The sequence below is a fragment of the Rudaea sp. genome, from assembly GCF_047601565.1.
Lineage (GTDB): Bacteria > Pseudomonadota > Gammaproteobacteria > Xanthomonadales > Rhodanobacteraceae > Rudaea.
This window is the reverse complement of sequence record NZ_JASGIY010000001.1, coordinates 2110384-2135587: the sequence shown is the minus strand read 5'-3', so window position 1 is coordinate 2135587 and position 25204 is coordinate 2110384. Positions and strand designations below refer to the sequence as shown.

35 protein-coding genes and 1 other annotated feature are annotated in these 25204 nt (G+C 64.4%); of the genes, 25 read left to right on the top strand and 10 right to left on the bottom strand.

Annotated features, from left to right (window positions below):
* Positions 1-10 precede the first annotated feature (10 nt).
* Together QM741_RS09325 and QM741_RS09320 are read left to right on the top strand one after the other, a co-directional pair.
* Complete coding sequence (locus tag QM741_RS09325) at positions 11-817, top strand: MOSC domain-containing protein (protein ID WP_415207436.1); 807 nt, start codon at positions 11-13, stop codon at positions 815-817.
* Between the two features lie 108 nt (positions 818-925).
* Positions 926-2857 carry a M61 family metallopeptidase gene (locus tag QM741_RS09320; protein ID WP_415209100.1) on the top strand — a complete coding sequence of 644 codons (1932 nt, stop codon included), beginning with the start codon at positions 926-928 and terminating at the stop codon, positions 2855-2857.
* Positions 2858-2873: 16 nt separating this feature from the next.
* Here QM741_RS09320 and QM741_RS09315 read toward each other — a convergent pair whose 3' ends face one another.
* Complete coding sequence (locus QM741_RS09315) at positions 2874-3878, bottom strand: integron integrase (RefSeq protein WP_415209099.1); 1005 nt, start codon at positions 3876-3878, stop codon at positions 2874-2876.
* Positions 3879-4046: 168 nt separating this feature from the next.
* Here QM741_RS09315 and QM741_RS09310 point away from each other — a divergent pair, with 168 nt between their 5' ends.
* The 12 genes from QM741_RS09310 to QM741_RS09255 all read left to right on the top strand — a co-directional run bounded on the left by QM741_RS09310 (position 4047) and on the right by QM741_RS09255 (position 11240).
* Entirely contained in the window at positions 4047-4346 is a 300-nt protein-coding gene (locus QM741_RS09310; RefSeq protein ID WP_415209163.1) for a hypothetical protein, read from the top strand.
* A 91-nt stretch (positions 4347-4437) separates the two neighbouring features.
* Positions 4438-5055, top strand: a complete 618-nt coding sequence (locus QM741_RS09305; RefSeq protein ID WP_415207435.1) for a GNAT family N-acetyltransferase — start codon at positions 4438-4440, stop codon at positions 5053-5055.
* 10 nt (positions 5056-5065) lie between these two features.
* Complete coding sequence (locus QM741_RS09300) at positions 5066-5476, top strand: hypothetical protein (protein WP_415207434.1); 411 nt, start codon at positions 5066-5068, stop codon at positions 5474-5476.
* Positions 5477-5569: 93 nt separating this feature from the next.
* A complete protein-coding gene (locus tag QM741_RS09295; protein ID WP_415207433.1) occupies positions 5570-5974 on the top strand; it encodes a HEAT repeat domain-containing protein in 405 nt (134 codons plus the stop codon).
* 114 nt (positions 5975-6088) lie between these two features.
* Positions 6089-6535: a VOC family protein gene (locus QM741_RS09290; RefSeq protein WP_415207432.1), complete on the top strand. Its 447-nt coding sequence runs from the start codon at positions 6089-6091 to the stop codon at positions 6533-6535.
* Between the two features lie 156 nt (positions 6536-6691).
* A complete protein-coding gene (locus QM741_RS09285) occupies positions 6692-7264 on the top strand; it encodes a cysteine hydrolase family protein (RefSeq protein ID WP_415207431.1) in 573 nt (190 codons plus the stop codon).
* A gap of 178 nt (positions 7265-7442) precedes the next feature.
* On the top strand, positions 7443-7814 hold the full coding sequence (locus QM741_RS09280) for a DoxX family protein (protein WP_415207430.1): 372 nt from the start codon (positions 7443-7445) through the stop codon (positions 7812-7814).
* 263 nt (positions 7815-8077) lie between these two features.
* A complete protein-coding gene (locus tag QM741_RS09275) occupies positions 8078-8347 on the top strand; it encodes a DUF2798 domain-containing protein (protein ID WP_415207429.1) in 270 nt (89 codons plus the stop codon).
* A 56-nt stretch (positions 8348-8403) separates the two neighbouring features.
* A protein-coding gene (locus tag QM741_RS09270; protein ID WP_415207428.1) for an IS3 family transposase occupies positions 8404-9626 on the top strand; the annotation gives its coding sequence in 2 pieces (ribosomal slippage) (positions 8404-8689 and positions 8689-9626; 1224 coding nt in all).
* Positions 8679-8795, top strand: a sequence feature (AL1L pseudoknot). (Overlaps the previous gene by 117 nt.)
* A 452-nt stretch (positions 9627-10078) precedes the next feature.
* Positions 10079-10336: a type II toxin-antitoxin system RelE family toxin gene (locus QM741_RS09265; RefSeq protein WP_415207427.1), complete on the top strand. Its 258-nt coding sequence runs from the start codon at positions 10079-10081 to the stop codon at positions 10334-10336.
* Positions 10320-10646 (top strand): helix-turn-helix domain-containing protein, encoded by a 327-nt coding sequence (locus QM741_RS09260; protein ID WP_415207426.1) that lies wholly within the window; start codon positions 10320-10322, stop codon positions 10644-10646. The genes QM741_RS09265 and QM741_RS09260 overlap by 17 nt, the downstream gene beginning before the upstream one ends.
* Before the next feature lie 117 nt (positions 10647-10763).
* A complete protein-coding gene (locus tag QM741_RS09255) occupies positions 10764-11240 on the top strand; it encodes an SRPBCC family protein (RefSeq protein WP_415207425.1) in 477 nt (158 codons plus the stop codon).
* A gap of 127 nt (positions 11241-11367) precedes the next feature.
* On the opposite strand, the gene QM741_RS09250 is transcribed toward QM741_RS09255, so the two are convergent.
* Together QM741_RS09250 and QM741_RS09245 are read right to left on the bottom strand one after the other, a co-directional pair.
* Entirely contained in the window at positions 11368-11652 is a 285-nt protein-coding gene (locus tag QM741_RS09250) for a BrnA antitoxin family protein (RefSeq protein ID WP_415207424.1), read from the bottom strand.
* A complete protein-coding gene (locus tag QM741_RS09245; RefSeq protein WP_415207423.1) occupies positions 11612-11884 on the bottom strand; it encodes a BrnT family toxin in 273 nt (90 codons plus the stop codon). Before QM741_RS09245 ends, QM741_RS09250 begins: the two co-directional genes overlap by 41 nt.
* Before the next feature lie 121 nt (positions 11885-12005).
* On the opposite strand from QM741_RS09245, the gene QM741_RS09240 reads away from it, so the two are divergent.
* Positions 12006-12203: a hypothetical protein gene (locus QM741_RS09240; protein WP_415207422.1), complete on the top strand. Its 198-nt coding sequence runs from the start codon at positions 12006-12008 to the stop codon at positions 12201-12203.
* A 39-nt stretch (positions 12204-12242) separates the two neighbouring features.
* Here the strand turns inward: QM741_RS09240 and QM741_RS09235 are convergent, their stop codons facing one another.
* The 7 genes from QM741_RS09235 to QM741_RS09205 all read right to left on the bottom strand — a co-directional run bounded on the left by QM741_RS09235 (position 12243) and on the right by QM741_RS09205 (position 16976).
* Entirely contained in the window at positions 12243-12470 is a 228-nt protein-coding gene (locus QM741_RS09235) for an STAS domain-containing protein (protein ID WP_415207421.1), read from the bottom strand.
* Positions 12467-13105: an MlaC/ttg2D family ABC transporter substrate-binding protein gene (locus tag QM741_RS09230; protein WP_415207420.1), complete on the bottom strand. Its 639-nt coding sequence runs from the start codon at positions 13103-13105 to the stop codon at positions 12467-12469. Before QM741_RS09230 ends, QM741_RS09235 begins: the two co-directional genes overlap by 4 nt.
* 57 nt (positions 13106-13162) lie before the next feature.
* The gene (gene mlaD / locus QM741_RS09225; RefSeq protein WP_415207419.1) at positions 13163-13657 is read right to left on the bottom strand and encodes an outer membrane lipid asymmetry maintenance protein MlaD; all 495 of its coding nucleotides are present in this window, start codon (positions 13655-13657) and stop codon (positions 13163-13165) included.
* A gap of 155 nt (positions 13658-13812) precedes the next feature.
* Positions 13813-14580 carry a lipid asymmetry maintenance ABC transporter permease subunit MlaE gene (gene mlaE, locus QM741_RS09220; RefSeq protein ID WP_415207418.1) on the bottom strand — a complete coding sequence of 256 codons (768 nt, stop codon included), beginning with the start codon at positions 14578-14580 and terminating at the stop codon, positions 13813-13815.
* The gene (locus tag QM741_RS09215; RefSeq protein ID WP_415207417.1) at positions 14577-15395 is read right to left on the bottom strand and encodes an ABC transporter ATP-binding protein; all 819 of its coding nucleotides are present in this window, start codon (positions 15393-15395) and stop codon (positions 14577-14579) included. The genes mlaE and QM741_RS09215 overlap by 4 nt, the downstream gene beginning before the upstream one ends.
* Before the next feature lie 83 nt (positions 15396-15478).
* Positions 15479-16096, bottom strand: coding sequence for a guanylate kinase (gene gmk, locus QM741_RS09210; protein ID WP_415207416.1), 618 nt, complete (start codon positions 16094-16096; stop codon positions 15479-15481).
* A 4-nt stretch (positions 16097-16100) separates the two neighbouring features.
* A complete protein-coding gene (locus QM741_RS09205) occupies positions 16101-16976 on the bottom strand; it encodes a YicC/YloC family endoribonuclease (protein WP_415207415.1) in 876 nt (291 codons plus the stop codon).
* Between the two features lie 94 nt (positions 16977-17070).
* On the opposite strand from QM741_RS09205, the gene rph reads away from it, so the two are divergent.
* From rph to QM741_RS09155, 10 genes are all read left to right on the top strand, one after another.
* Positions 17071-17799: a ribonuclease PH gene (rph, locus tag QM741_RS09200; protein WP_415207414.1), complete on the top strand. Its 729-nt coding sequence runs from the start codon at positions 17071-17073 to the stop codon at positions 17797-17799.
* Positions 17796-18194 carry a VOC family protein gene (locus QM741_RS09195; protein WP_415207413.1) on the top strand — a complete coding sequence of 133 codons (399 nt, stop codon included), beginning with the start codon at positions 17796-17798 and terminating at the stop codon, positions 18192-18194. Before rph ends, QM741_RS09195 begins: the two co-directional genes overlap by 4 nt.
* Positions 18191-18781, top strand: a complete 591-nt coding sequence (gene rdgB / locus QM741_RS09190; protein ID WP_415207412.1) for an RdgB/HAM1 family non-canonical purine NTP pyrophosphatase — start codon at positions 18191-18193, stop codon at positions 18779-18781. Before QM741_RS09195 ends, rdgB begins: the two co-directional genes overlap by 4 nt.
* Before the next feature lie 147 nt (positions 18782-18928).
* Complete coding sequence (locus QM741_RS09185; protein ID WP_415207411.1) at positions 18929-19810, top strand: CoA transferase subunit A; 882 nt, start codon at positions 18929-18931, stop codon at positions 19808-19810.
* Between the two features lie 2 nt (positions 19811-19812).
* Complete coding sequence (locus QM741_RS09180; protein ID WP_415207410.1) at positions 19813-20607, top strand: CoA-transferase subunit beta; 795 nt, start codon at positions 19813-19815, stop codon at positions 20605-20607.
* 1 nt (position 20608) lies between these two features.
* On the top strand, positions 20609-21019 hold the full coding sequence (locus QM741_RS09175; RefSeq protein WP_415207409.1) for a Zn-ribbon domain-containing OB-fold protein: 411 nt from the start codon (positions 20609-20611) through the stop codon (positions 21017-21019).
* Positions 21007-22206: a lipid-transfer protein gene (locus tag QM741_RS09170; protein ID WP_415207408.1), complete on the top strand. Its 1200-nt coding sequence runs from the start codon at positions 21007-21009 to the stop codon at positions 22204-22206. The genes QM741_RS09175 and QM741_RS09170 overlap by 13 nt, the downstream gene beginning before the upstream one ends.
* Positions 22203-23285: an NAD(P)H-dependent flavin oxidoreductase gene (locus QM741_RS09165; protein ID WP_415207407.1), complete on the top strand. Its 1083-nt coding sequence runs from the start codon at positions 22203-22205 to the stop codon at positions 23283-23285. Before QM741_RS09170 ends, QM741_RS09165 begins: the two co-directional genes overlap by 4 nt.
* Positions 23282-24040, top strand: coding sequence for an enoyl-CoA hydratase family protein (locus tag QM741_RS09160; protein WP_415207406.1), 759 nt, complete (start codon positions 23282-23284; stop codon positions 24038-24040). The genes QM741_RS09165 and QM741_RS09160 overlap by 4 nt, the downstream gene beginning before the upstream one ends.
* Positions 24037-25203: an acyl-CoA dehydrogenase family protein gene (locus tag QM741_RS09155; RefSeq protein ID WP_415207405.1), complete on the top strand. Its 1167-nt coding sequence runs from the start codon at positions 24037-24039 to the stop codon at positions 25201-25203. Before QM741_RS09160 ends, QM741_RS09155 begins: the two co-directional genes overlap by 4 nt.
* Position 25204: the final 1 nt, after the last annotated feature.

Sequence of the window (25204 nt, the reverse complement as noted above, 5' to 3'; positions counted from 1 at the left end):
CCTTTCGCGCATGGCCTTCACGCTCGCCTCGATCCACATCTATCCGCTCAAATCCGGCGCGCCACTGGCGTTGAAGTCCGCGACGGTCGAATCGCGCGGGCTGGCGCGCGACCGGCGCTGGATGATCGTCGACGCCGACGGCAGGTTCCTCACCGGCCGCGAGTACGCGCGCCTCACGCTGATCCGCGCGCTGCCGAACGCGGACGGCTCGCTGCATCTCGACGCGCCGGGCAAGTCCGGTCTGCGCGTCGCCGTGCCCGACGCGCGCGGCGAGCGCGTCGCAACGGCGGTCTGGGGCAGCCCGGTGTCGCCGCTGCTGGCCGACGAAGCCACGAATGCGTGGCTGAGCACCTTCCTCGGCTTGCCCGTGCGCCTCGTGCACATGGACGCCGAATGCGTGCGCGCGGTCGACGCGAAGTACGCGCGCGCCGGCGACAAGGTCAGCCTCGCCGACGGCTTTCCGCTGCTGCTCATCTCCCAGGCCGCGCTCGACCTGCTCAACTCGAAACTCGCCGCGTCCGTGCCGATGCTGCGCTTCCGCCCCAACCTCGTCGTCGCCGGCACCGAGCCGCACGCCGAGGACGGCTGGAAGCGCATCCGCGTCGGCGACGTCGAATTCGACGTGGTCAAACCCTGCGTGCGCTGCGTGTTCACCACGGTCGACTTCGAGCGCGGCGAGCGCGATCCGTCCGGCGAGCCGTTGCGCACGTTGACCGGCTACCGCCGCGGCGAAAAAGGCGTGACCTTCGGGCAGAACTTGATTCCGCGCGGGCGCGGCGTGGTGCGCGTGGGCGATGCGGTAACGATCATCGCGTAAGCGAACGACCGACCCACTCCGTCATTCCGGCGAAAACCGGAATGACGAGCAAAAGACGAGCAGCCGAGCATGACTTTCGGCCCAGCGGACGCATGGCGCAGGCTTGTTATGCTGCGCGATTCGCGATCGAAGGAATCCACCGTGCGTCTCGTCCCCGCCCTCGTCCTCACCCTGTCCACCGCAGCCCACGCCACGGCGGTTTCCGATCCGCCGATTCCCGCGCCGGCCGACACGCCCTATTCCGGCACGCTGAAACTGCATGTCGATGCCACCGACCTCGATCACCGCATCTTCCGCGCGCACGAGGAAATCCCGGTGCAGGCCGGCCCGCTGACCCTGCTCTATCCGCAATGGCTACCGGCCGCGCATTCGCCCGCCGGGCCGATCGACAAGCTCGCGGGATTGAAGATCGGCGCCGACGGCAAGCCGCTCGCATGGACGCGCGACGCGGTGAACATGTATGCGTTCCACATGGATGTTCCCGCCGGCACGACTTCGATCACGATCGATTTCGATTTCCTCTCCGCCGTCGACAGCGGCCAGGGTCGCGTCGTGATGACGCCGGAGATGCTCAACCTGCAGTGGTATGCGGTCGCGCTGTACCCGGCCGGGCACTTCGCAACGCAGGTGAAGATCGAACCGAGCGTGACGCTGCCGCAGGGCTGGCAGTTCGGCTCCGCGCTCGACGTCGACAAGGCCGCCGATGCGGAGGGCACGACGCGCTTCAAGCAGGTCGACGTCGACACGCTGCTCGACTCGCCGATCTACGCCGGCAAGTATTTCAAGCGCGTCGATCTCGCGCCCGGCGCGAAAGTGCCCGTGCACATGGACATCGTCGCCGATGCGCCGGAATACCTCGAGATCGCGCCCGAGCAGTTGAAGCTGCACCAGGCGCTCGTCGCGCAGGCGAAGAAGCTCTACGCCTCCGAGCATTACGACCACTACGACTTCCTGTTCTCGCTGTCGAACCGCATGTCGGGCAACGGCACCGAGCATCACCGCTCCAGCGAGGACGGCGTGCCGGCCGAATACTTCACCGAATGGAACAAGAACGCCTCGCACCGCGACCTGCTCGCGCACGAGTACACGCATTCGTGGAACGGCAAGTTCCGCCGCGACGCCGCGCAGGCCGCGCCGAACTACAACGTGCCGCTCGGCAACGACGAACTCTGGGTCTACGAAGGCCAGACGCAGTACTGGGGCAACGTGCTCGCCGCGCGCTCGGGGCTACGCACGCCCGAACAGGCGCGCGACGCGCTCGCGCTCGTCGTCGCCAGCTACGCCGACAACCGCCCCGGCTTCTCCTGGCGCAACGTGCAGGACACGACCAACGACCCGGTCATCGCCCAGCGCCGCCCGCTGCCGTACCGCAACTACCAGATGAGCGAGGAGTACTACAGCGCCGGCTCGCTGGTCTGGCTCGCGGTCGATGCGAAGCTGCGCGAGCTTACGCACGAGAAGAAGTCGCTCGACGATTTCGCCGCCGCCTTCTTCGGCGTCGACAACGGCGACTGGGGCGTGAAGACGTACATGTTCGACGATCTCGTCGCCACGCTCAACGCGATCGCACCGAACGACTGGCACAAGTTCCTGCGCGACCGCCTCGACGCCGATGCGCCGCCGCTCGACGGCCTTGCCGCGGCGGGTTGGAAACTCGTCTACACCGACAAACCGAGCGACTACCAAAAGAACGCCGAGACCGCGCGCAAATCGAACGACTTCACCGCCTCGATCGGCCTGATGCTCGGCAGCGAAGGCAGCCACATCACCGACGTGGTCTGGAACGGCCCCGCGTTCAAGGCCGGCATTTCGCCGGGCGGCACGCTGCTCGCCGTCAACGGCACCGAATACAAGCCCAAGCGGCTCGCCGACGCGCTCAAGGAAGCCAAGGCCAACAACGCGCCGATCGAACTGCTGGTCAAGAACGGCGAGGTCTATCGCACGTTCAAGGTCGACTACCGCGACGGCGCGAAGTATCCGCACCTCGAACGCATTCCCGGCACGGTCGACCGGCTCGGCGCGATCCTCGCGCCGCGCTGACTCGCACGCATTGCGCTCAATCCAGCGGGCTGCGCACGCCGAGTCCGCCGCGATTGAGCACGTGGGTGTAGACCTGCGTCGTCGCCACGTCCTTGTGGCCGAGCAGTTCCTGCACGGTGCGGATGTCGTAGCCCGCCTCGATCAGATGCGTGGCGAACGAATGCCGCAGCGTATGCGCGCTGACCGGCTTGACGATGCCGGCCCTCGCGCAAGCCGTTTTCAGCGCACGGGCAAACACCGCATCGTCGAGATGATGCCGCCGCACCGCGCCACCGCGCGGATCGCGCGACAGCTTCGCCGCCGGGAACAGCCAGCACCAGCCCAGCTCGAACTTCGCGCGCGGATATTTGCGCGCCAGCGCATGCGGCAGCCAGACGCCATCCGCCCCCGCCACGCGATCCTGCGCGTGCAGCACGCGCACGCGCTCGACCTCGCGCTGCAACGGCTCGACCAGCGAACGCGGCAACATGGTGCGGCGATCCTTGCCTCCCTTGCCGTCGCGCACGACGATCTCGTTGCGCGCGAAATCGACATCCTTCACGCGCAGGCGCAAGCCCTCCATCAAGCGCAGGCCGGTGCCGTAGAGCAGACTGCCGATCAGCCACGGCCGCCCCTCCATCGCCGCGAGCAGACGCGCCGCCTCCTCGCGCGCCAGCACCGTCGGCACGCGCCGCGGACGCTTCGCCCGCACCACCCGATCGAGCCAGGGCAACTCGGTCCCGAGCACCTCGCGGTACAGATACAACAATGCCGAAAGCGCCTGGTTCTGCGTCGCCGCGGCGACGTTGCCTTGGGTCGCAAGACCGCTCAGGAACGCCTCGACCTCGGCCGGCCCCAGCTCGCGCGGATGCCGCTTTCCATTGGCAAGTATGAACCGCCTGACCCATGCCACATACGCTTGTTCCGTGCGCAAACTGTAGTGTTTGACACGCAACGTGCGTCGAACTTCATCCAACAAGCGCGGTGCCCGCGGCGTAGCCGGTGCATCCGTTACGCCCCCGTTTCCGACCGGATAATCCATTACGCCCCCGTTTCGCATCGATTGCGCACCAGCTTGAGCGCGGATCGTCATGGCAGATATCCGGTAACCGCTTGCAGTTGCGTAGGAAATTTGCTTGACGCAAGTCCCGAGCGGGCTGAAGATTCCGCGCAACGCCCCGGATATGGGGTCTATTTGTAGTTGGGCGTCATGAAAAGCGAAGCAGCCAAGCACTACGTTCAGTTGCTCGCCATTGTCGCGGGCACTGCGGTACTGTTTTCGCTGCTCTGGCAGGTTCCCTATATCTTCACTGTCATTGGCTTTTCTGCGTGGGCTTTCTTCGGCCACCTCATCACGGCAGACGACGATGCTCCGGGCGGTTGGAGCAACCCCGATGGCTCTTTGCCATTCCCTTGGGTCGAACTCACAGTAAAAGGTGCAGTTCTTGCCGGCCTTTGCGCTGTAGCGGTTTTCTTTCCTGTCGTGCGCAGTTTGGGTGGAGCGCAATGAGCGTCGAGCCGCCCAACAAGGCACTCCAGCCGACGTCCTTGCCGCCGCTTCGCGGCGTCAAGGCCGCGGCTGAGTTTTGGCGTTAGCCAACATGCAAGTGACGCTGGCGCAGGTCGAAGACGCATCCGCGATCGCGGAGGTCCACGTCTCATCATGGCAGGCCGCGTACTCGGGGCTCTTTCCTCCTGAGTATTTGGCCTCGCTGTCAGTCGGTGAGCGCGCCGCGGGTTGGCAACGCATCCTCGCTACGGCTGGATCACGCACCTTCGTGGCTCGCCGAGGTGGCGCAGTGGTTGGCTTCGTCTCCTTTGGGCCGTGCCGCGACCCGGATTCCCCTCGCGGCCGCGGCGAGGTCTGGGCGCTCTATGTGGCGCCTGAGGCTTGGTCTACGGGCGCGGGCTGGGCTCTCTGGGAAACCGCGCGGGTTCAGCTTCTTCATGCGGGTTACACGGAGGTAAGCCTGTGGGTCCTTTCCCGCAATGCACGAGGCCTCCGCTTCTATGAAGCAGCGGGGTTCCGGCGCGAGCCGGGGACCGAGCAAACCCTCGAGCGTGGTGGCGCCACTCTTCAAGAGGTCAGGCTACTCTTCGCGCTCATGTCGGCTAACCCCTCCATCGAGCGGACGCCCGACAGCACGCCGCGCTACACCGCATCGTCATTGTCTGTTCCGCGCGGCGTGCTGTCGGGCGCCGCTCATGTCGAACGTTAGGCTGCTTTCCATGCTCGAAACAGTGGCCAAATTCATTGATCGCCCGCGAGTGCGGCTCTCTTTCATTGTTGTTGGCATTCCGCTTACGTTGTTGTTGTCTCCTGTCCTTTTTGCTGGGTTCGTTGGTGGCATTATGGACTTGAAGAACGAATTTCCATTTTTTGTTATCGCATGTTGCGGTATCGCTGGTATTGCGGCGGCATGGGTTCGGGTACTTTCAGGTAGCTCAAGGCTGCGCCAATCGCCAGTACTTTGCTGGCTGGTTGCTTGCGGCCTTGTTCTCGGGGTCCTGCTCGCTGCGTGGTTAGCTGTTGGTTTAGGGTTTAGTTCCGGCAATCCTGTTCCGTGGATGTATGCGCTTGCGGTGGTTATCGGCTTGCTGCTGCTGGCCGGCACTATCATTTCTCCAACCGCAGCCTAACTATTCGTCCAAGCGGACGGCTGCGGGTCGGTTGCAGTAGTATGTTGTTCACAGCGGCAGCCGCCGCTTAACTCAAGCGTTAGGCACGATCTGATGCGCAAAACTACATCGCACCTTCTTTTTGTCATAGCCATGCTGTATGTGGGAGCAGCGTGGTGCTGTTGCAAAGGTGAAAATATATTCGCCGAGCCTGGCATTTCCGTGGCCACCTACATAGAACGCCTCAAGACCGGAACCACAGAGTGGCAGCGCTATAACGCCGCAGCAGCGTTGGGCGAACTTGGTGATAGGTCAGCTATTCCAGCGCTTGTCGAAGCACTGAAAAGTCCAAGCGAATGGGTCAGAACAAACGCGGTTCAATCGCTCGATCAACTGGGCGCGGTTGAGGCCATGCCAAACATCAAGGCACTACTGTTAGATCAGTCGTCTGACGTTCGCGCGGCTGCCAACGTAGTTATCAAAGATCTACAGGCCCTCAAAGACAAGTCCGCCAACTAGCTTGCCTGTGCAAATCGTGCCTAACAATTCGTTCAAGCGGACGGCTGCGGGTCGGTTGCGCTAGACTGTGGTTCCCAGCGGCAGCCGCCGCTTAACTCAGGCGTTAGGCCTTAAATGACCAAGTCGATGACCGATGCCGTAATCCCATACCTGAATGTCCATGACGCAGCAGCGGCCCTGGACTTCTATAAAAAAGCCTTTGGCGCAAATATTCTAAACGTGATTGAGCGCAGCGGTGGACTTATCGCCCATGCAGATATAGCTATCGAGGGTGCCAAATTTATGATGCGAGATGAATATCCAGAGTACAACTTCAAGAGCCCAAAAACGATCGGCGGCACACCGATAAATCTTTTCGTATATGTTCAGGACGTGAGGTCGTTCTTCAATCAAGCTGTAGCAGCAGGCGCTAAGGTAATTCGCCCGGTCGAAGAGCAGTTTCATGGCGACCTGATGACAGAACTCGAAGACCCTTTTGGACATTCTTGGTTCTTTGCCACCCATCATACGGACATGACAAATGAGGAGCTTAAAGAGCGAGCCGCAGAAATTGGCTTATAAATGGCAGCCATGACTATAAAGACCTCGTAGCCAGTGGCTGGCCTAACAATTCATTCAAGCCGACGCCGCTTCGCGGCGCGGCTTAATTCAGGCGTTAGGCCGCACGAAAATGCATCTCAAAGATCCCGTATCAATCTAATCGGAGGGAAAAACTCAATGGCAACAGTGCGCGAAGGCAATATGTCCGTCATGGTTGTCGTAGACGTGCAAGTTGGCATCATGAAGGAAGTCTGGGAGGCACAGCGAATCATCAAGAACGTCTCACTCGCTGTCGAACGTGCACGATCCGAGGCAGTACCAGTAATCTGGGTTCAACACTCGAATCAAGAACTTCCCGAGGGTTCAGTCCAATGGCAGTGGGTTCCAGAGCTTGTGCCGGCAGAAGGTGAGTTGTTAATACATAAGAAGTACAACTCTGCGTTCGAGCAAACCCCTCTCGATTCCGAACTTGCCAATCTTGGCGTCACCCACATTGTACTCGCTGGCGTAGAAACAAACTGGTGCATTAGAGCCACTGCGTACGGAGCACTAGATCGCGGATATGATCTTACACTCGTAAAGGATGCACATTCGGCCGTGTCAATGCAAATTGATGGAATAGCCATCGAAGCCGAGAGCGTGATTCACGAACTCAACATCGCTATGAAATGGCTCGAGTACCCCGGCCTCAAGAACGGCGTTGCAGGCGCAAGCGACATTAAGTTCGCAGTGTCTGGTGGCATCAAATAGGCAGCAACGGCATTTATCTCATCGCAAGTGGGGCCTAACTATTCGTTCAAGCCGACCCCGCTTCGTGGCATCGTCCGCGTGCCTGCGCTACGCTAGCACGCGTCCGCCACCACTGCGCGTGGCGGCTTAACTCAGGTGTTAGGCCGCAATCATCGCCTTTGCGATCTTGGAGCACGCAATGGACATACTGTTGTGGGTTTTACAAGTTCTCGCCGCGTTTCTCTATGGATCGTCTGGTGTCATGAAAACCTTCATGTTCGACAAGGTAAGCCATGATGTCCCGTCCTTTGGCGCGTTGCCACGTAAAGCGTGGTTTGTCTTGGGTATCTTGGAGCTTGTGTGCACAGTCGGGCTCATCGTCCCCGCTGCACTTCACTGGTGGCCAGCGCTGACAATCTTTGCAGCCATAATTTTGGCAGTCGAGAGTCTCGTGTTCATCGGCGTACACGTCAAGTACCGCGAGGTCACACCAATCATCATGAGCGGCGTGCTGGGCCTTCTCATGGTATTCGTCGCCTATGGCCGTTCGGTTCTGGCGCCAATCTCGTAACCGGCGGCATCTAAACGCAGCACAGCGGCCTAACTATTCATTCAAGCCGATGCAGCTTCGCGGCACGGCTTAACTCAGGCGTTAGGCTGCTCTTGTCGTACTCATCCGCACGCCTTATCATGATGCCCGTCGCTGCGACTTACGCAGCCGACCGTAAGCGTTCAACGTCAATCAACGCGCCATCATCTCCGGCCATTGCCGGGGCTGTCTGCTCATTGCCTGAGCGGAAGGCGCCTTTGCTTGACCGGATCCAGGAGATCCTCATGAACGCTTCAAACAAATCCACAACCCTTTTCGGCATCCCTAAACTTCCTGCGCGCTATGGCACGTTGGTTATGCCGTTGTTGCTGTCCATCTTCATGACGTGCATCGTTTCGCTCATTAGCACGCTCAAGAGCATTGGCATGTCACCGCAGCTCATATCAAAATGGCTGGGAGCATGGGGTGTCTCGTGGCTCATTGCATTCCCAGTGTTGCTGCTGGTATTGCCGGTTGTTCGCAAGGCTACCGCAGCTCTCGTGCGAGCAGCCTAACAATTCTGAACCGCCCCGGGTATGTCGGAGGCTCCCACTCTTGAGAGGATGGAGCAATGACAAACTCGAAGTATTCTGCGGAAGTGAGAGAGCGAGCGGTGCGGATGGTGCGCGAGCACCAAGCCGAATACGGCTCGGAATGGGCGACGATCGCCTCGGTGGCCGGCAAGCTGGGCTGCACGTCGGAGACGTTGCGGCGCTGGGTGCGGCAGGCGCAGGTCGATGAAGGCCGGCGCGAGGGGTTGAGTACGTCCGAGCGTGATCGGCTCAAGGCGCAGGAGCGAGAGATTCGCGAACTGCGCCAAGCGAACGAGATCTTGCGCAAGGCGTCGGCGTATTTTGCCCAGGCGGAGCTCGACCGCCGGTTCAAGCCATGATCGCGTTCATCGACGATCACCGAGCCATCCATGGAGTCGAGCCGATCTGCCGCGTGCTGCCGATCGCTCCGTCGACGTACCGCCGCCACGCGCGGGAACGTCGCCATCCGGATCGACGTTCGGCGCGGGCGCGCCGGGACGAGGACTTGTGCCAAGCGATCCGGCGCGTGTTCGCCGAGAACCTGCAGGTGTACGGCGCGCGCAAGGTATGGCGGCAATTACTGCGTGAGGGCGTGCGCGTGGCGCGCTGCACGGTCGAACGGCTGATGCGCAAGCTGGGCCTGCAAGGCGTGATCCGCGGCAAGCCGGTAAAGACCACGGTCAGCGACAAGGCCACGCCGTGCCCATTGGATCGCGTCAACCGGCAGTTCCAGGCCGACCGTCCCAATGCGCTGTGGGTCAGCGACTTCACCTACGTCTCGACCTGGGCTGGCTTCGTCTACGTGGCCTTCGTGATCGACGTGTTCGCTCGTCGCATCGTCGGCTGGAAGGTGTCGCGATCGGCGCGCACGGACTTCGTGCTCGACGCGCTGGAGCAGGCGCTGCACGACCGCCGGCCGGTGCAGCAAGCCCTGATCCACCACTCCGACCGCGGCGTGCAGTACGTGTCGATCCGCTACACCGAGCGGCTGGCGCTGGCCGGCATCGAACCGTCGGTCGGCAGCGTGGGCGACTCCTACGACAACGCGCTGGCCGAGACGATCAACGGGCTGTACAAGGCCGAGGTCATCCACCGCCGATCCTGGCCGAACCTGGAAGCCGTGGAAATGGCGACGCTGGCGTGGGTGAACTGGTTCAACCACCACCGCCTACTCTCCTCGATCGGACACCGACCGCCGGCGGAAGCCGAAGCGATATATCATCAGCAACAGCAACACCGTGAGATGCCGATGGCGGCTTGACTCACACCAACCAGCCTCCGACGTTCCCGGGGCGGTTCAATTCATTCAAGCCGACGTTGCTTCGCAACGCGGCTTAACTCGGGCGTTAGGCCGCAATTGAGGAATTCATGTCAACTGAAGTTCGTAACAGTGCTGGTCATGTGGCGACTCCTGCTTGAGGTTGGAAGCCCCAGCGGAGAAGCCTTGACACGCCTCCGCCGGGTGGACGGGAGGTTCAAAGCCCGAAAGCAGTCGGGTGGACTTCTTCCCCCTTGCGGGGTGTTGTATCCGTCGCCCTCCCGGCCATAGCAAAAGCCGGGCACAAAAAATCCGCGATGCTGACGGGCGCGGATGCCGCTGCTCTCGGAGCTTTGAAACTCCTTGCCGCGCACCCTACGCCCCATCGCGGCGGGTGTCAATTCATCAGAAATGCAACACTTGACAATCCTTATCGAATACTTATAATTCACCCCATGAACCGCATCGAATGGACACCCAAAGCCGCCAAGCAACTGCGCAAGCTGCCGCAGGCGGCGCAAGTGGACATCCGCGACGCGGTGCAGGAAAAGCTCCCGAACTTCCCGCAGTGCAGCGGTGTCAAGGCGCTGGTGAATCACGCCATCGGCTACCGGCTGCGGGTGGGGAATTACCGGGTGCTGTTCGATTTCGAGGGCACGATCAAGCTGGTTCGCATTGAGGAGGTAGGCAAACGTGATGAACGCACTTACTGACATCCAGACCATCAAGGGGCCGGACGGCGCGCCCGCGTTCGTGGTGTTGCCGTATGCCGATTTTCTGCGCCGCTTCGCCCATGAAGAGGGCTTGATTCCGCATGATGTGGTCAGCGCCACGGTGGACGGGGCCAGCCCGATGAAGGCGTGGCGCGAATACTTGGGCCTGACGCAAGCCGATGTGGCGGCGCGTCTTGGCGTGTCGCAGGCCGCATACGCGCAAACCGAAGCCGCTGCACGCCCGCGCAAGGCGACGGTGGCGCGTGTAGCCGAGGCGCTGCGCATTGGCGTGGAGCAACTCGATTTTTGAGCGGTGTGGTTCATGGTTTCTCGCAAGTGCCCTCTAACAAGGCGCTCAACCCGACGCCGTTTCACGGCGCGGGTTAGCTTCGGCGTTAGGCCGCTGCAACAGCCAGGAGCACGTGGGATGTCCGAGGCCATTGAAAGCGTCATAAGCGAAGTCACGGTGCCGTTGTCGCTCAATGATGCCTTCGAACTTTTCACTACGCAGTTTGGGCGTTGGTGGCCGCGCGACTATTCCTATTCTCGCGAGGTGCTCGACACAATCGTACTTGGCAACGGGCAAGGTCAATGGTGCTACGAGCGTGGCCCTCACGGCTTTCGCTGCGATTGGGGTCGCATCATCGAGTGGGCTGCTCCGGCCAAGCTCGTGTTCACTTGGCAAGTTGGCCCCAAGAGTATTCCGCAACCAAATCCAAACAACGCCAGTCTCGTAACGGTACGGCTCGCGGAGCGCAGTGCAGGGCAAACCATCGTTACGGTCGAGCACAGCGACTTTGCAAAGCATGGCGAGGGCGCGGTGCAATATCGCGACGAGATGGCGTCGGAGTACGGTTGGTCGTTTATTCTGCAGCAATATGTAGCTGCTGCGAAACAACGATAGGTATCGCAACGGTATAACTATTCAGTCAACCGGACGCTCACCCGCTGCGCGGGTTCGCGCCGGTTACTTCAAGCGACTGTTAGTCCTCGCGGCAGCGGCCGCTTAATTCAGGCGTTAGGCTCGGCTGTTAAACCGTCGCGTCTCGGTAGGCTTTCAGAACAGCATTCATGCGCGTTTGCCATTTGCTGCCCTGCGCGCGATACCATTCCAGTACGTCGCGGTCTACTCGCAAAGCGATTTGCTCTTTGCGCTCCTCGATAGCTTTTGTGGGTCTGCCGCGTTTCGCGCGCAGTTCCTGCACGCCTGTGTGCTTGGTCGCCCGCTTCCAGAATTTCAGCGTCGCGGTTCTGTCTTGTGTGTCGTAGGGCACATCAGCCCGGCGGGTATGCGAGGTAGTACGCTTCACGTTCATAGGGTTCAGCCTTTCTACAAGAAATCAGTCTTGGGCCATCCTCACGGTCAGTCCATACCAAAACCACAACTTTGCCCTGCGCCAACCCAATGCTCACAAAGCGTTGTTCACCGCCGTATTCGCGGTCATCTTCCGCCGTTAGCATCGGGTAATCAAAGGCTTCCATGCAGCGCGGCAAATCCACCCTGTGCTTACGCAGGTTCTTTCGTCGCTTGGCAGGGTCGTGGTCCATATCTTTATTGTATATGCACAAAATCTGCACATCAAGCATCGAGTGCCATGATTGAGTTCCGACCAACAATCAGAGGAAGGAGAAGTCTCCTTTTTACTCATTCAAGACCTCCTCCGCACTGTTGGATGCTCCCCATCATCCCGTACCGGACAGAAAAGCGGATTGGCCACGCATCCAAAAGGATGCCGCCATCGCGACCGGCAACGAGCATACGATCAAGCTGGCGTATGCCTGTTTGAAAGAGTCGGAGGCCTATCAGGACGCGACTTACATGGGCTTCGCACTTCGTGAAATCGACATTCCGGCTCCATTCGTGTGAAGCGGGTTCGCATCGCACGGATCGCCGCGCAGTCCGCGCTCAAAGACCGAGCAGGCCGTCGACGTCGGACAGACGCGCGAGGTTGCGCAACGCCTGCGGCGCGTTGAGGTAGCGCAGGTTCGTGCCGCGCGCATGCGCGCGCGCGGCCCAGGCGATCAGGACGGCCAGCGCGGCGCTGTCCGCATCGACGAGTTTCGACAGGTCCACGCTGTGCGCCTGCGGCGCGGCGCGCAGCGCGGCGGCGGCGTTGTCGAAGCTGATCCTCACTTCACCGTGCCTTCGGAATCCATCGACTCGAGCGCCTTGGCGCCCTGCGTCTCCAGGCGCGTGGTCAACGCGTCGAGGCTGGACTTCTGGATTTCCTCGGCGACCTGGTTGCGGTAGTTGGTCACGTAGGAAATGCCCTCGATGATGACGTCGTAGGCCTTCCAGTCGCCCTGCGCGGTCTTGCGGAACGCGTAATCGACCGGCACGAGCTTGCCGTCGTCGAGCACGACCTGGGTGCGCACGAGCGTGCGCTTGTCGTTGAGCTCGCCCTGCTGCGGCAGCACGCGCACTCGCCCTTCCGTGTACTTGAGCAGGCCCTCGGCGTAGCGGTGCGTGATCGAGTTGTACATCGCCTTGGCGAAGCGCGAGCGCTGCTCGGGCGTCGCCGTGCGCGCGTTCTGGCCGAGCACGAGGATCGAGGCGTAGTCGATGTCGAAATGCGGCAGCACGATCCGGTCGATCACCTGAATCAGGCCTTCGCGGTCCTTGGCGAGTTCGGCGCGGCGCGCGTCCATCGTCTTGCCGAGTTCGTCGACGAGGCTCTGCACGACCTGGTTGGGCGCGGGCGTGTCCGCGAACGCGGGCGCCGCCGTCGCGAGCGCGAGGGCACAGAGCAGGGAATAAAGGATGCGCATGAGATTCACCTTTTTGAAAGCGTCTGCGGATGCCACGATCCACCTTTCATTCTTGCGTTAGGGTTTCGCCGCGGGTTTCGCCGCGTCGCCGGCCTTGTCGCCGCTGCCGACGAGGTACTTGCCGATCAGTTCCTCGAGTTGCATCGAACTCTGCGTCAGCACCACTTCGTCGCCGTTCTTGAATGCGTCGGGCGAGCCGCCGGGCTGCAACGCAACATACTGGTCGCCCAATAAACCGCTGGTGAATATCGCCGCGGCCGAATCGTCGGGAATCTTGTCGAAGCGCTTGTCGATCGACAGCGTGACGAGCGCGTCGAGCTTGTCCGGCTCGAGCACGACGCTCGCGACCGAACCGACGCGCACGCCGGCGACCTTCACCGGCGCGCGCAGCTTGAGCTGGCCGACGTTGGTGAAGCGCGCCTTGAGGTCGTAGCTTTCGCCCTGGCTGAAGTTCGCGACCGAGGTGGTCTGCGTGGCCAGGTAGGCGAGCGCGGCGAAACCGAGCAGGATGAACAGCCCGGTGCCGATCTGGAAGGATTGTCGTTGTGCCATTTGCTTCTCTCTTTTGATTCCCTTCTCCCTCCGGGAGAAGGTGCCGAAGGCGGATGAGGGAAAGGCGCAACACGATGCGACGCAACTGCCAATCGCAACGCCCTTCCCTCATCCGGCGCTACGCGCCACCTTCTCCCGGTGGGAGAAGGAAAGATTCACATCAAAAACGCCGTCATCACGAAATCGAGCGCGAGCGTCGCGATCGAGGAAAACACTACCGTACGCGTCGTCGCGTAGGCCACGCCTTCGCTCGTCGGCGCGGTCGTGTAGCCCTGGAACGTCGCGATCAGCGTGCACACCGCGCCGAACGCGACGCTCTTCCAGACGCCGTTGACCACGTCCTTCCACACGTCCACGCTCGAGGTCATGTTCGACCAGAACGTGCCGTTGTCGAGGCCGAGCCAGCTCACGCCGACGAGATGCGCCCCGAAGATGCCGAGCGCATTGAATATGCAGGCGAGCAGCGGCATCGCGATCAGCCCCGCGATGAAGCGCGGCGCGACGACGTAGGCGAGCGGGTCGACCGCCATCATCTCCATCGCCGAAATCTGGTCGGTCGCGCGCATCAGCCCGATCTCGGCCGTGATCGACGTGCCGGCGCGGCCGGCGAACAGCAGCGCGGTGACGACCGGCCCGAGTTCGCGGTACAGCGACAACGACACCACCGTGCCGAGCGCCGCGGTGCCGCCGAAGATCGACAGCACGTAGTAGAGCTGCAGGCCGAGCACCATGCCGACGAACAGGCCGCAGGTCATGATGATGGTCAGGCTCATCGCGCCGACGAACCAGATCTGCCGGATCGTTTCCTTGACGTGGCGCAGGCTGCCGGGAATGGCCTTGAGAATCTGCAACAGGAACAGGCCGCAAGCGCCGACCTGGGCGATGCCGTCGAGCAGATACGAAGGCTTGCGCACGGCGCTCATGCCAACCCCAACTGCGCGGCGTAGTCCGGCGCCGGATACTGGAACGGCACCGGGCCGTCCGCCGCGCCGGTGAAGAACTGCTTCGTCCACGGCGTCTCGCCTTTCGCCAGATCGTCGGGCGTGCCATGCGCGGCGATCTTGCCGCCGGCGATCAGGAAGATGCTGTCGGCGACCCGGCTGATCGCGGAAAGCTCGTGCGCGACGAGGATGCTGGTGATGCCGAGCGTCTCGTTCAAGGCGCGGATCAGCTTGAGAATCTGATTGAGCGCGATCGGATCGAGGCCGACGAACGGCTCGTCGTAGATGATCAGCATCGGGTCGCGCACGATCGCGCGCGCGAGCGCCACGCGCCGCATCATGCCGCCGGACAGTTCGTGCGGCATCAGATCGGCCGCGCCGCGCAGGCCGACCGCCTGCAACTTGGTCAGCACGAGATTGCGCAGTACCACTTCGGGAAGGTCAAGATGCTGACGCAGCGGAAACGCGACGTTCTCGAACACCGAATAATCGGTGAGCAGGGCCGAGTTCTGGAACAGGTAGCCGATTTTCTCGCGCAGCGCGAACAGCGCGGCGCGATCGAGCCTGACGACGTTCTGCCCATCGACGAACACGTCGCCCGCGTCGGGCGCGAGCTGGCCCGTGATGTGGCGCATCAGCGTGGTCTTGCCCGTGCCGCTCGGCCCCATCACGGCGGTGATCCTGCCGCGCGGGATGTCGAGATCGACCTTGTCGAAGATCGCCTTGCCGTTGAGCACGGTCGACAGGCCGCGGATGCGTATCAGGATGTCGTCGTTGTTTGCCGCCGTCTCGGTCATTCGTCAAGCATACCTTATGCGGCGCGAGCGGCATCTGAACGGATGCCCAGCCCGATTTCGCCGGAACGACGGCGGAAAAACGCTCAATCCTGCTTCAGCAGATCCGCCAGCAGAACCGCGTAACGCTCGCGCTGGTCGACCGCGCGCAATTGCCGCGCAGTGACGATCGAGCACAGGTCGGACAGCGCGGTCGCGAAATCGTCGTTGACGACGATGTAGTCGAACTCGACCGCATGCGCGATGTCCTCGCGCGAATCGGCGAGGCGGCGACGGATCGTCGCCTCCGAATCCTGCGCGCGCGAGCGCAGGCGGCGCTCGAGTTCCACGCGCGACGGCGGCAGGATGAACACGCTGACCGTATCGCGCATCTGCGCGCGCACCTGGCGCGCGCCCTGCCAGTCGATTTCGAGCAGCACGTCCTTGCCCTGGGCGAGCGTGCGCTCGACCGCGGTGCGCGCCGTGCCCTTCAGGTCGCCGTGCACGACCGCGTGCTCGAAGAACTCTCCGCGCTTGATCATTTCCTCGAACACGCCGCGCGACACGAAATGGTAGTGCACGCCGTCGGCTTCGCCGGGCCGCGGCAGGCGCGAGGTGTAGGACACCGACAGCACGATGTTCGGCTCGCGCTCGAGCAGCGCGCGGGTAAGGCTGGTTTTGCCGCCGCCCGAGGGTGCGGCGATGATGTAGAGGGTTCCCGGCATCGGCCTATTCTATATTCTGCACTTGCTCGCGCATCTGCTCGATCAGGACCTTGAGATCGATCGCCGCCTGCGTGGTGCGCTGGTCGACCGACTTGGAGCCGAGCGTGTTGGCCTCGCGGTTGAATTCCTGCATGAGGAAATCGAGGCGGCGGCCGGCGGGTTCGGCCGAGCCGAGGATGCGGCGCGCTTCGGCGATGTGCGCGGTCAAACGATCGAGTTCCTCGTCGACGTCGATGCGCGAAAGCTGCAACACAAGTTCCTGTTCGAGACGCCCGTTGTCGGCGCGCGGCATCTCCGCGGATTGCGCGATTTCGGCGAGTCTGGCTTCGAGTCGCGCGCGCAAGGCCTTGCGGATTTCCGGCAGCCAGCCGCGCACGTCGGCGACGATGCGCGCGATGCCGTCGAGGCGCTCGCGCAAGAAGCCGCCGAGGCGCTCTCCCTCGCGCTGGCGCGTGGCGACCATGTCGGCGAGCGCGCGCTCGAGCAGGTCGAGCGCGGCAGCGCGCAGGCCTTCGAGATCGACTTCCTCGCGCTCGAGCACGCCGGGCCAGTCGAGCAGGCGGGTGAATTCGATGCCTAGCTGCGGGAAACGCCGCGCCATCGCGTGCGCGACCGTCTCGAGCCTGCCGAGCGTTTGCTCGTTGATCCGAATCTCGCCCGCGGCCCCGCTCGCGTGCAGGCGCAGGCTCACGTCGACCTTGCCGCGCGTGAGCTTCGCGGCGATACGCTCGCGCACGGCCGGCTCGATCGCGCGCAGTTCGTCGGGCAGGCGCGGCGAGACTTCGAGATAGCGGCTGTTGACCGAGCGCAATTCGTAGCCGAGCGCGCCCCACGGCGTGTCGGCATCGGCGCTGGCGAAGGCGGTCATGCTGCGGATCATGGGAATACCGGATGAATGGGGCACGCAGTATGCCATGCGCACTGGCCGTCCTCGCCTACAATACCGCTCCGCCCCATAGTTTCCGACCGCATCCATGACGAACTTCCAACGCCCCAGCGGCCGCGCCGCCAACGAATTGCGCGCCGTCACGATCGAACGCGGCTACACGCGCCACGCCGAAGGCTCGGTGCTGATCGCGTTCGGCGACACGCGCGTGCTGTGCACGGCCAGCATCGAGGAAAAAGTGCCGCCGTTCCTGCGGGGCAAGGGCGAAGGCTGGGTCACGGCCGAATACGGCATGCTGCCGCGCGCGACCAAGGAGCGCACCCAGCGCGAGGCCGCACGCGGCGGCCAGGGCGGGCGCACGATGGAAATCCAGCGCCTGATCGGCCGCGCGCTTCGCGCCTGCGTCGATCGCTCGGCGCTTGGCGAAAGAACCGTCACGCTCGACTGCGACGTGCTCCAGGCCGATGGCGGCACGCGCACCGCGGCGATCACGGGCGCCTATGTCGCCCTGGTCGATGCGGTGAGTTCGCTGACGAAACGCGGCGCGCTGAAGAAGAACCCGATCCTCGGCGCGGTCGCCGCCGTCTCGGTCGGCGTGTACCGCGGCACGCCCGTGCTCGACCTCGACTATCCCGAAGACTCCGCCTGCGACACCGACATGAACGTCGTCATGAACGACGGCGGCGGCTTCATCGAACTGCAGGGCACGGCCGAAGGCCACGCGCTCCGCCGCGACGAACTCGACGCGTTGCTCGTGCTTGCGCAGAAGGGCATCGGCGAATTGTTCGCCAGGCAACGGCAGGCGCTCGCGCAATGAACCGCCGCCGTATCGCGCATGTCGCGCTGCTGGTGCGCGACTACGACGAGGCGATAGCGTGGTATCGCGATGCGCTCGGCTTCGTCGTGATCGAAGACAGCGATCTCGGCGGCGGCAAGCGCTGGGTGCGCATCGCACCGTCTACGGACGCCGCGTTCGCGCTGCTGCTCGCGCGTGCGGACGGACCGGCGCAGGCCGCACAAGTCGGCGACCAGCACGGCGGCCGCGTTGGTTTCTTCCTGCACACCGACGACTTTGCGCGCGATCACACCCGCCTCGTCGCGCACGGCGCACGGCTCGAACAGGCGCCGCGCCACGAAGCCTACGGTACCGTCGCCGTGTTCCGCGACTTGTACGGCAATCGCTGGGACTTGATCGAACCGAAGGCGCGATGAAGCTCGTCCTCGCCAGCAGCAACCTCGGCAAGCTCGCCGAGATCCACAAGGTGCTCGCCGACAGCGGCATCGAACTCGTCGCGCAAAGCGAGTTCGGCATCGGCGACGCCGAGGAAACCGGCGCGACCTTCGTCGAAAACGCGCTGATCAAGGCGCGCCATGCCGCGCGCCTGTCCGGCCTGCCCGCGCTCGCGGACGACTCGGGCCTCTGCGTCGACGCGCTCGGCGGCGCGCCAGGGTTGCATTCGGCGCGTTACGCAGGCACGCACGGCGACAACGCGGCGAACAACGCCAAGCTGCTGGCCGTGCTGCGCGACGTGCCGGACGATCGGCGCAGCGCGCATTTCCACTGCACCCTCGCCCTGCTGCGCCGCGCGGACGATCCTGCGCCGCTGATCGCCGAAGGCATTTGGCGCGGCCACATCCTGCACGCGCCGCAAGGCGACAAGGGTTTCGGCTACGACCCAATATTTTTCGATCCGTCGCACGGCCCCGCGGGCGAACTCGACGCCGCGGTCAAAAACCGCATCAGCCACCGCGGCTTCGCGCTCGCGCGCCTGCGCGAGTTGCTATCGAGGCTTTCGTAAATTGAGCGACGGTAGAATTTTCCGGCACTCAATTTACGAAAGTCTCGATAGTCTCATCGGACGATGAACCTCGGGGCCGCGTCCGTCACACTTGGCGCGTGATCCGTCGCGGTTGCGGACGACGGGAGGCATTCGCGAGGAATCGAGGTGACGTTCGACAAGCAAACCAGCGCGCGCGACGCCGTGGCCGACTTGCGCGACGGCATGACGCTCGGCATCGGCGGCTGGGGTCCGCGGCGCAAGCCGATGGCGCTGGTGCGCGAGATCCTGCGCTCGCCGCTCAAGGATTTGACACTCGTCTCCTACGGTGGCCCCGACGTTGGCATGCTGTGCGCCGCCGGCAAGGTGCGCAAGCTGATCTTCGCCTTCGTCACGCTCGATGCGATTGCGCTCGAACCACATTACCGCCGCGCGCGCGAGTCGGGCGCGATCGAGGTCGAGGAATACGACGAGGGAATGTTCGAATGGGGCCTGCGCGCGACGGCGATGCGCATGTCGTTCCTGCCGACGCGCGCAGGTTTGGGCAGCGACGTGCTGGCGCGCAATCCGCGTCTGAAGACGGTGGCCAGCCCCTACGCCGACGGCGAGGTCTACGTCGCGATGCCGGCACTCGAGCTCGATGCCGCCCTGCTCCACGTCAACGCGGCCGACCGCCTCGGCAACACGCTGCTGCGAGGCCACGACGTGTTCTTCGACCACCTTTTCGCACGCGCCGCGAAACACGTCATCGTCAGCGCCGAAAGCGTGCACGAGCGTTTCGCACTCGATGCCGACACGGCGCGGCAGAATTTTTTCGAGCGCTATCTCGTGCACGCCGTCGTGCATGCGCCGCAGGGCGCGCATCCAACCTACCTCGGCCCCGACTACGGCTGGGACATGGAACATCTCAAGCGCTATAACGCCTCGGCTGCGACAGCGGACGGCTGGCGCGCGTACTTCGATGAATTCGTCGCGCCGGGCGAAGCGGCCTATCTCGCCAAGGTCGGCGGCGCGGCGCGCATCGGCCAACTCGAACTGCCGGTGTTCTGAGCATGAGCGTGCAACCGACCCTGGCCGAATTGATGATCGTGGCCGCCAGCGAAGCTTGGCGCGGCAACGGCGAAGTGCTCGCCTCGGGCATCACGACGATCCCGCGCCTCGGCGCCTCGCTGGCCAAGCTGACGCATTCGTCCGAATTGCTGATGACCGACAGCGAGGCATATCTCGTCGCCGAACCGGTGCCGCTCGGCGCGCGCGGCGACTACGTGCCGAAGTACGAAGGCCACCTGCCGTTCGAGCGCGTGTTCGAGTGCGTCTGGGGCGGCCGGCGCCACGCCATGATCGGCCCGAGCCAGATCGATCGCTACGGCCAGGCCAATCTTTCCGCCATCGGCGATTACGCCAAGCCCAAGGCCGCCGTGCTCGGCGTGCGCGGACTGCCGGGCAACAGCGTCAACCACGCCAATTCTTATTTCGTGCCGGCGCATTCGCCGCGCGTGTTCGTCGCCGGCGAAGTCGACATGGTCAGCGCCGCCGGCTACAACGACGCGCGCTGGGCGAGCGGCATGAAGCGCGATTTCCTCGACGTGCGCCGTGTCGTCACCGATTTGTGCGTGATGGATTTCGGCGGTCCCGGCCACGCCGCGCGCGTCGTCTCGCTGCACCCGGGCGTCGGCTTCGATGCGGCGCAGGCGGCCACTGGCTTCCCGCTGCTGCGCATCGACGACCTGGGCGAAACGCCGCTGCCGAGCGCCGAACAACTCGAGATCATCCAGCGGCTCGATCCGCACAATCTGCGCGGCGCGGTGCTGAAGAACAACCCGCCCGCGATCCGCTCGCAGGCGTGACATGAGTGCTCCGCTGCTCCAAGGTTGGTTCACGACCGATGCACAACCGCATCTGCTCGGCGCGCGTTGCCGCGCCTGCGGCAGCTATTACTTCCCGAAGCCGGCCGTGGCGTTCTGCCGCAATCCGGATTGCGCGGGCGAAACGTTCGAGCCCGTGCCGCTGTCGCGCAGCGGCAAGCTGTGGTCGTACACCAATGCCGCCTATGCGCCGCCGGAACCTTACGTACTGCCGCAGGACGGCGCGTTCGTGCCGTTCGCGATCGCCGCCGTCGAACTCGAAAAGGAAAAGATGATCGTGCTCGGCCAGGTCGCAGCCGGCATCGGCGTCGAGGCGTTGCGCGTCGGGCAGGCGATGGAACTCGTGGTCGAGCCGCTCGCCGACGGCAGGCTGGCGTGGAAATGGAAACCGTAGGCATGAGCCGCGGCGAGATCGCGATCCTCGGCGTCGGCATGCACCCGTGGGGCAAATGGGGGCGCAACTTCGTCGAGTATGGCGTGAAGGCCGCGCGCGACGCGCTCGCCGACGCGGGCGTGGACTGGCGCGATGTGCGCTTCGTCTCGGGCGCGGCCACGATCCGCAACGGCTATCCCGGCCAGGTCGCGGGCGCCACGTTCGCGCAGGCGCTGGGCTGGCAGGGCGCGCAGGTCAACACCAGTTACGCGGCCTGCGCCTCGGGTTCGCAGGCGCTCGCGGCGGCGCGCTCGAAGATTCTTTCGGGCGAATGCGAAGTCGCGCTCGCGGTCGGCGCGGACACCACGCCGAAAGGCTTTCTCAAGCCGCAGCCGGGCGAGCGGCCCGACGATCCGGACTGGGTGCGCTTCCGCCTCGGCATCACCAACCCGAGCTACTTCGCGCTGTACGCGCGCCGGCGCATGGCGCTGTACGGCGACACGGTGGAGGACTTCGCCGCGGTCAAGGTCAAGAACGCCGCGCACGGCCTCGCCAATGCGAACGCGCGCTACCGCAAGGCGTTCACGCCCGAGGAAGTGGCCGCCTCGCCGCTCGTGGCCGATCCGTTGCGTTTGATGGACGTCTGCGCCACTTCCGACGGCGCTGCCGCGCTGATCGTGTCCAGCCTCGATTACGCGAAAAAAATCGGCAAGGCCCGCGCGCCGCGCATCGCCGCGATCTCGACCGCGACGCCGACCTTCCCTTCCGCCGTGGTCGAGATGCCCGACATCGCGACCGACTCCGCCGTCGCCGCGCCCGCGCAGAGTTTCCGCGCCGCACTGCCCGCGCGCGCCTACGAGGAGGCCGGCATCGCGCCGGCCGACGTGTCGCTGGCCGAGGTCTACGACCTGTCGACCGCGCTCGAACTCGACTGGATCGAAGACCTGCAACTGTGCGCGCGCGGCGCAGCGGCGCAGCTCGCGCGCGCGGGCGCCACGCGTATCGGCGGGCGCATTCCGGTCAATCCTTCGGGCGGCCTCGCCTGCTTCGGCGAGGCGGTGCCCGCACAGGCGCTCGCGCAGGTGTGCGAGTTGGCCTGGCAATTGCGCGGCGACGCGGGCGCGCGACAAGTGGAAAACGCCAGGGTCGGCATCACCGCCAATCAGGGCCTGTTCGGACACGGTTCGTCCGTGATCGTGAAGCGATGAATGCACTCGACACCGCGCTGACGCGCGCGCTCGGCTGCCGCTACCCGATCGTGCAGACGGCGATGGGCTGGGTCGCCGACGCGCGCCTCGTCGCCGCGACCTCGAACGCGGGCGGTTTCGGTTTCCTCGCCGCGGCGGTGATGTCGACCGCGCAACTCGAACGCGCGATCGCCGACGCGCGCGCGACGACGAATGCGCCGTTCGGCGTCAACTTCCACATGTTCCAGTCGAACGCGAACGAGGTGATCGAACTCGTGCTGAAGAACGCCGATCGCGTGCGCGCCGTGTCCTACGGACGCGGGCCGGATGCGAAGACGATCCGCCGTTTCGCCGATGCCGGCGTGCTGCGCATGCCGACGGTCGGCGCACTCAAGCACGCGCAGAAGGCGGTCGAACTCGGCGCCGACATCGTCACCGTGCAGGGCGCGGAAGGCGGCGGTCACACCGGTTCGGTGCCGACCACGCTGCTGCTGCCGCAGGTGCTCGATGCGGTACAGGTGCCAGTGGTCGCGGCGGGCGGATTCCACGACGGACGCGGCCTCGCTGGCGCGCTCGCCTACGGCGCCGCCGGCATCGCCATGGGAACGCGCTTTTTGATGACCGCCGAATCGCCGGTGCCGCGCGCGACCTTGCAAAAATATCTCGATGTCAAGGACGTCGGCCACATCCGCGCTTCGACTGCGCTCGACGGCCTGCCGCAGCGCATGATCGACAATCCGTTCCTGCTCGGCCTCGAACGCGGCGGTTTGTTGCGGCGCCTTCGCGTTGCGCTCGGCAGCGCCTGGCATTGGCGCAGACAAACCGGCACGACGGCCGCGCAGATGGCGGCGACGTTTTTCAAAGCGCTGGGCGAAGGCGAATCGGCCATTCGGACGATGATGGCGGCGAACGCACCGGTCATCATCCAGCGCGCGATGGTCGAGGGCCGGCCCGACGAAGGCGTGCTGCCGTCGGGCCAGGTCGCCGCGGTGATCGATGCGCTGCCGAGCGTGGCCGAATTGATCGAGGCGATCGTGGCGCAGGCGCAGGCGCGCCTCGCCGCGCTGGGCGTCGCGCAAGCGGAAGGAAACGGAAAATGAGCGAATATTTCAAGAGCGCGATCGCCGACGGCATCGCCGAACTGGTCATCGACCGCCCGCCGGTCAACGCGCTGGACGCGGCCGGATGGAATGCGCTCGCCGCCGAAATCGAACGCCTGGGTCGCAAACGCGCGGCGCGCGTCATCGTGCTGCGTGCCGAGGGCCGCGGCTTCTGCGCGGGCGTGGACATCAAGGAACTCGACGCGCATCCCGAGCGCATCGTCTCGGTCAATCGCGGCAATTACGACAGCTTCCGCGCGGTGCACCGAAATCCGTTGCCGGTGATCGCGGCCGTGCACGGCTTCGTGCTCGGCGGCGGCATCGGTCTCGCCGGCGCGGCCGACATCGTCATTGCCTCGGACGATGCGAGCTTCGGCGTGCCCGAGGTCGATCGCGGAGCGTTGGGCGGCGGCGCGCACCTGCAGCGCCTGTTCCCGTTGCAGAAAGTGCGCGCGATGTATTTCACCGGCGAGGCGATCGGCGCAGCCGAGGCTTTCCGTTTCGGCGGCATCGAAAAAATCGTGCCGCGCGCGGAACTGCGCGAGGCTGCCTTCGCCATCGCGCGCAAGATCGCGGCTAAGTCGGGCGTGATGATCCGCCTCGCCAAGGAGTCGCTCAACGGCATCGAGAACGGCAACCTCGAAGACAAATATCGCTGGGAACAGGGCTTCACCTTGCAGGCCTACAGCGAAGCCGATTCCGCCGAGGCGCGCCGCGCCTTCGTCGCCGGGCGCGAGGCGAAGTTCAGGATATGAACCTCGCCTGGACGCCAGCGCAGCGAGAGTTCCGCGCCGAGGTGCGGGCGTGGATGGCCGCGCACGTGCCGAAGCAGCCGTTGCCGAATTTCGACACGCGGGAAGGCTTCGCCGCGCACCGGCGCTGGGAAGCGACGCTGCACGAAGGCCGCTTCGGCATGGTCAACTGGCCGCGCGAGTACGGCGGGCGCGGCTGCGATCTGATCGACTGGCTGATCTTCGAGGAAGAATACTGGCGCGCCGGCGCGCCGCTGCGCGTCAACCAGAACGGCATCTTCCTGCTCGGCCCCACGCTGATGGAATACGGCAGCGCCGAGCAGAAGGCGTATTTCCTGCCGCGCATGGCGACCGGCGAGCACGTCTGGGCGCAGGGCTGGAGCGAACCTGGCGCAGGCTCGGACATGGCCGCGATCCGCACCAAGGCAAGGCGCGACGGCGAGCACTACGTCATCGACGGGCAGAAAACCTGGTCGACGCGCGCGGTGTTCGCCGACTGGCTGTTCGGCATGTTCCGCAGCGATGCGGATTCGCAGCGCCACCACGGCCTGACCTTCCTCCTCGTACCGCTCGACACGCCCGGCATCACGGTGCGGCCGATCCGCCAGCTCAACGGCCTGCCGGGCTTCGCGGAAATCTTTTTCGACGGCGTGCGCGTGCCGGTCGCGAACCGGCTCGGCGAGGAGGGCCAGGGCTGGAATGTGGCGATGGCGACGGCCGGCTTCGAGCGCGGCTTGATGCTGCGCTCGCCCGCACGCTTCCAGGCGACTGCGCGCGCGCTGGTCGATCTCTACCAACGCCATCGCGAGCAGGCCGATGCCGATCCGTCGATCCGCGACGCGGTGCTGAAGTGCTGGATGGACGCGCAAGCCTATGCCTGCGCCACCTACGCCACGGCAAGCCAGCTCATCGCCGGCGGCAGGATCGGCCCGGAGGCTTCGACCAACAAGATCTTCTGGTCCGAACTCGATCTGGCCGTGCACGACACCGCGCAGCGCATTCTCGGACCGCTGGCCGAATTGACTCCAGATGCGCCCGCGGTCGCGGACCACGGCCGCTGGCTCGAGGGTTTCCTGTTCGCGCAGGCCGGCCCGATCTACGCCGGCACCAACGAAATCCAGCGCAACATCATCGCCGAGCGCATGCTCGGCCTGCCGCGGAGCTGAC

Coding starts and splice junctions, on each gene's coding strand:
- QM741_RS09165 (WP_415207407.1), top strand. CDS start 22,203: ATGAATGCACTCGACACCGCGCTGACGCGCGCGCTCGGCTGCCGCTAC.
- QM741_RS09230 (WP_415207420.1), bottom strand. CDS start 13,105: ATGCGCATCCTTTATTCCCTGCTCTGTGCCCTCGCGCTCGCGACGGCG.
- QM741_RS09175 (WP_415207409.1), top strand. CDS start 20,609: ATGAGTGCTCCGCTGCTCCAAGGTTGGTTCACGACCGATGCACAACCG.
- QM741_RS09290 (WP_415207432.1), top strand. CDS start 6,089: ATGACCAAGTCGATGACCGATGCCGTAATCCCATACCTGAATGTCCAT.
- QM741_RS09325 (WP_415207436.1), top strand. CDS start 11: ATGGCCTTCACGCTCGCCTCGATCCACATCTATCCGCTCAAATCCGGC.
- mlaE (WP_415207418.1), bottom strand. CDS start 14,580: ATGAGCGCCGTGCGCAAGCCTTCGTATCTGCTCGACGGCATCGCCCAG.
- QM741_RS09195 (WP_415207413.1), top strand. CDS start 17,796: ATGAACCGCCGCCGTATCGCGCATGTCGCGCTGCTGGTGCGCGACTAC.
- QM741_RS09280 (WP_415207430.1), top strand. CDS start 7,443: ATGGACATACTGTTGTGGGTTTTACAAGTTCTCGCCGCGTTTCTCTAT.
- QM741_RS09275 (WP_415207429.1), top strand. CDS start 8,078: ATGAACGCTTCAAACAAATCCACAACCCTTTTCGGCATCCCTAAACTT.
- QM741_RS09245 (WP_415207423.1), bottom strand. CDS start 11,884: ATGGACCACGACCCTGCCAAGCGACGAAAGAACCTGCGTAAGCACAGG.
- QM741_RS09215 (WP_415207417.1), bottom strand. CDS start 15,395: ATGACCGAGACGGCGGCAAACAACGACGACATCCTGATACGCATCCGC.
- rdgB (WP_415207412.1), top strand. CDS start 18,191: ATGAAGCTCGTCCTCGCCAGCAGCAACCTCGGCAAGCTCGCCGAGATC.
- QM741_RS09300 (WP_415207434.1), top strand. CDS start 5,066: ATGCTCGAAACAGTGGCCAAATTCATTGATCGCCCGCGAGTGCGGCTC.
- mlaD (WP_415207419.1), bottom strand. CDS start 13,657: ATGGCACAACGACAATCCTTCCAGATCGGCACCGGGCTGTTCATCCTG.
- QM741_RS09180 (WP_415207410.1), top strand. CDS start 19,813: ATGAGCGTGCAACCGACCCTGGCCGAATTGATGATCGTGGCCGCCAGC.
- QM741_RS09250 (WP_415207424.1), bottom strand. CDS start 11,652: ATGAACGTGAAGCGTACTACCTCGCATACCCGCCGGGCTGATGTGCCC.
- QM741_RS09320 (WP_415209100.1), top strand. CDS start 926: ATGCTGCGCGATTCGCGATCGAAGGAATCCACCGTGCGTCTCGTCCCC.
- QM741_RS09255 (WP_415207425.1), top strand. CDS start 10,764: ATGTCCGAGGCCATTGAAAGCGTCATAAGCGAAGTCACGGTGCCGTTG.
- QM741_RS09170 (WP_415207408.1), top strand. CDS start 21,007: ATGGAAACCGTAGGCATGAGCCGCGGCGAGATCGCGATCCTCGGCGTC.
- QM741_RS09205 (WP_415207415.1), bottom strand. CDS start 16,976: ATGATCCGCAGCATGACCGCCTTCGCCAGCGCCGATGCCGACACGCCG.
- QM741_RS09310 (WP_415209163.1), top strand. CDS start 4,047: ATGAAAAGCGAAGCAGCCAAGCACTACGTTCAGTTGCTCGCCATTGTC.
- QM741_RS09260 (WP_415207426.1), top strand. CDS start 10,320: ATGAACGCACTTACTGACATCCAGACCATCAAGGGGCCGGACGGCGCG.
- QM741_RS09265 (WP_415207427.1), top strand. CDS start 10,079: ATGAACCGCATCGAATGGACACCCAAAGCCGCCAAGCAACTGCGCAAG.
- QM741_RS09295 (WP_415207433.1), top strand. CDS start 5,570: ATGCGCAAAACTACATCGCACCTTCTTTTTGTCATAGCCATGCTGTAT.
- QM741_RS09315 (WP_415209099.1), bottom strand. CDS start 3,878: ATGGATTATCCGGTCGGAAACGGGGGCGTAACGGATGCACCGGCTACG.
- gmk (WP_415207416.1), bottom strand. CDS start 16,096: ATGCCGGGAACCCTCTACATCATCGCCGCACCCTCGGGCGGCGGCAAA.
- QM741_RS09160 (WP_415207406.1), top strand. CDS start 23,282: ATGAGCGAATATTTCAAGAGCGCGATCGCCGACGGCATCGCCGAACTG.
- QM741_RS09155 (WP_415207405.1), top strand. CDS start 24,037: ATGAACCTCGCCTGGACGCCAGCGCAGCGAGAGTTCCGCGCCGAGGTG.
- QM741_RS09285 (WP_415207431.1), top strand. CDS start 6,692: ATGGCAACAGTGCGCGAAGGCAATATGTCCGTCATGGTTGTCGTAGAC.
- QM741_RS09305 (WP_415207435.1), top strand. CDS start 4,438: ATGCAAGTGACGCTGGCGCAGGTCGAAGACGCATCCGCGATCGCGGAG.
- rph (WP_415207414.1), top strand. CDS start 17,071: ATGACGAACTTCCAACGCCCCAGCGGCCGCGCCGCCAACGAATTGCGC.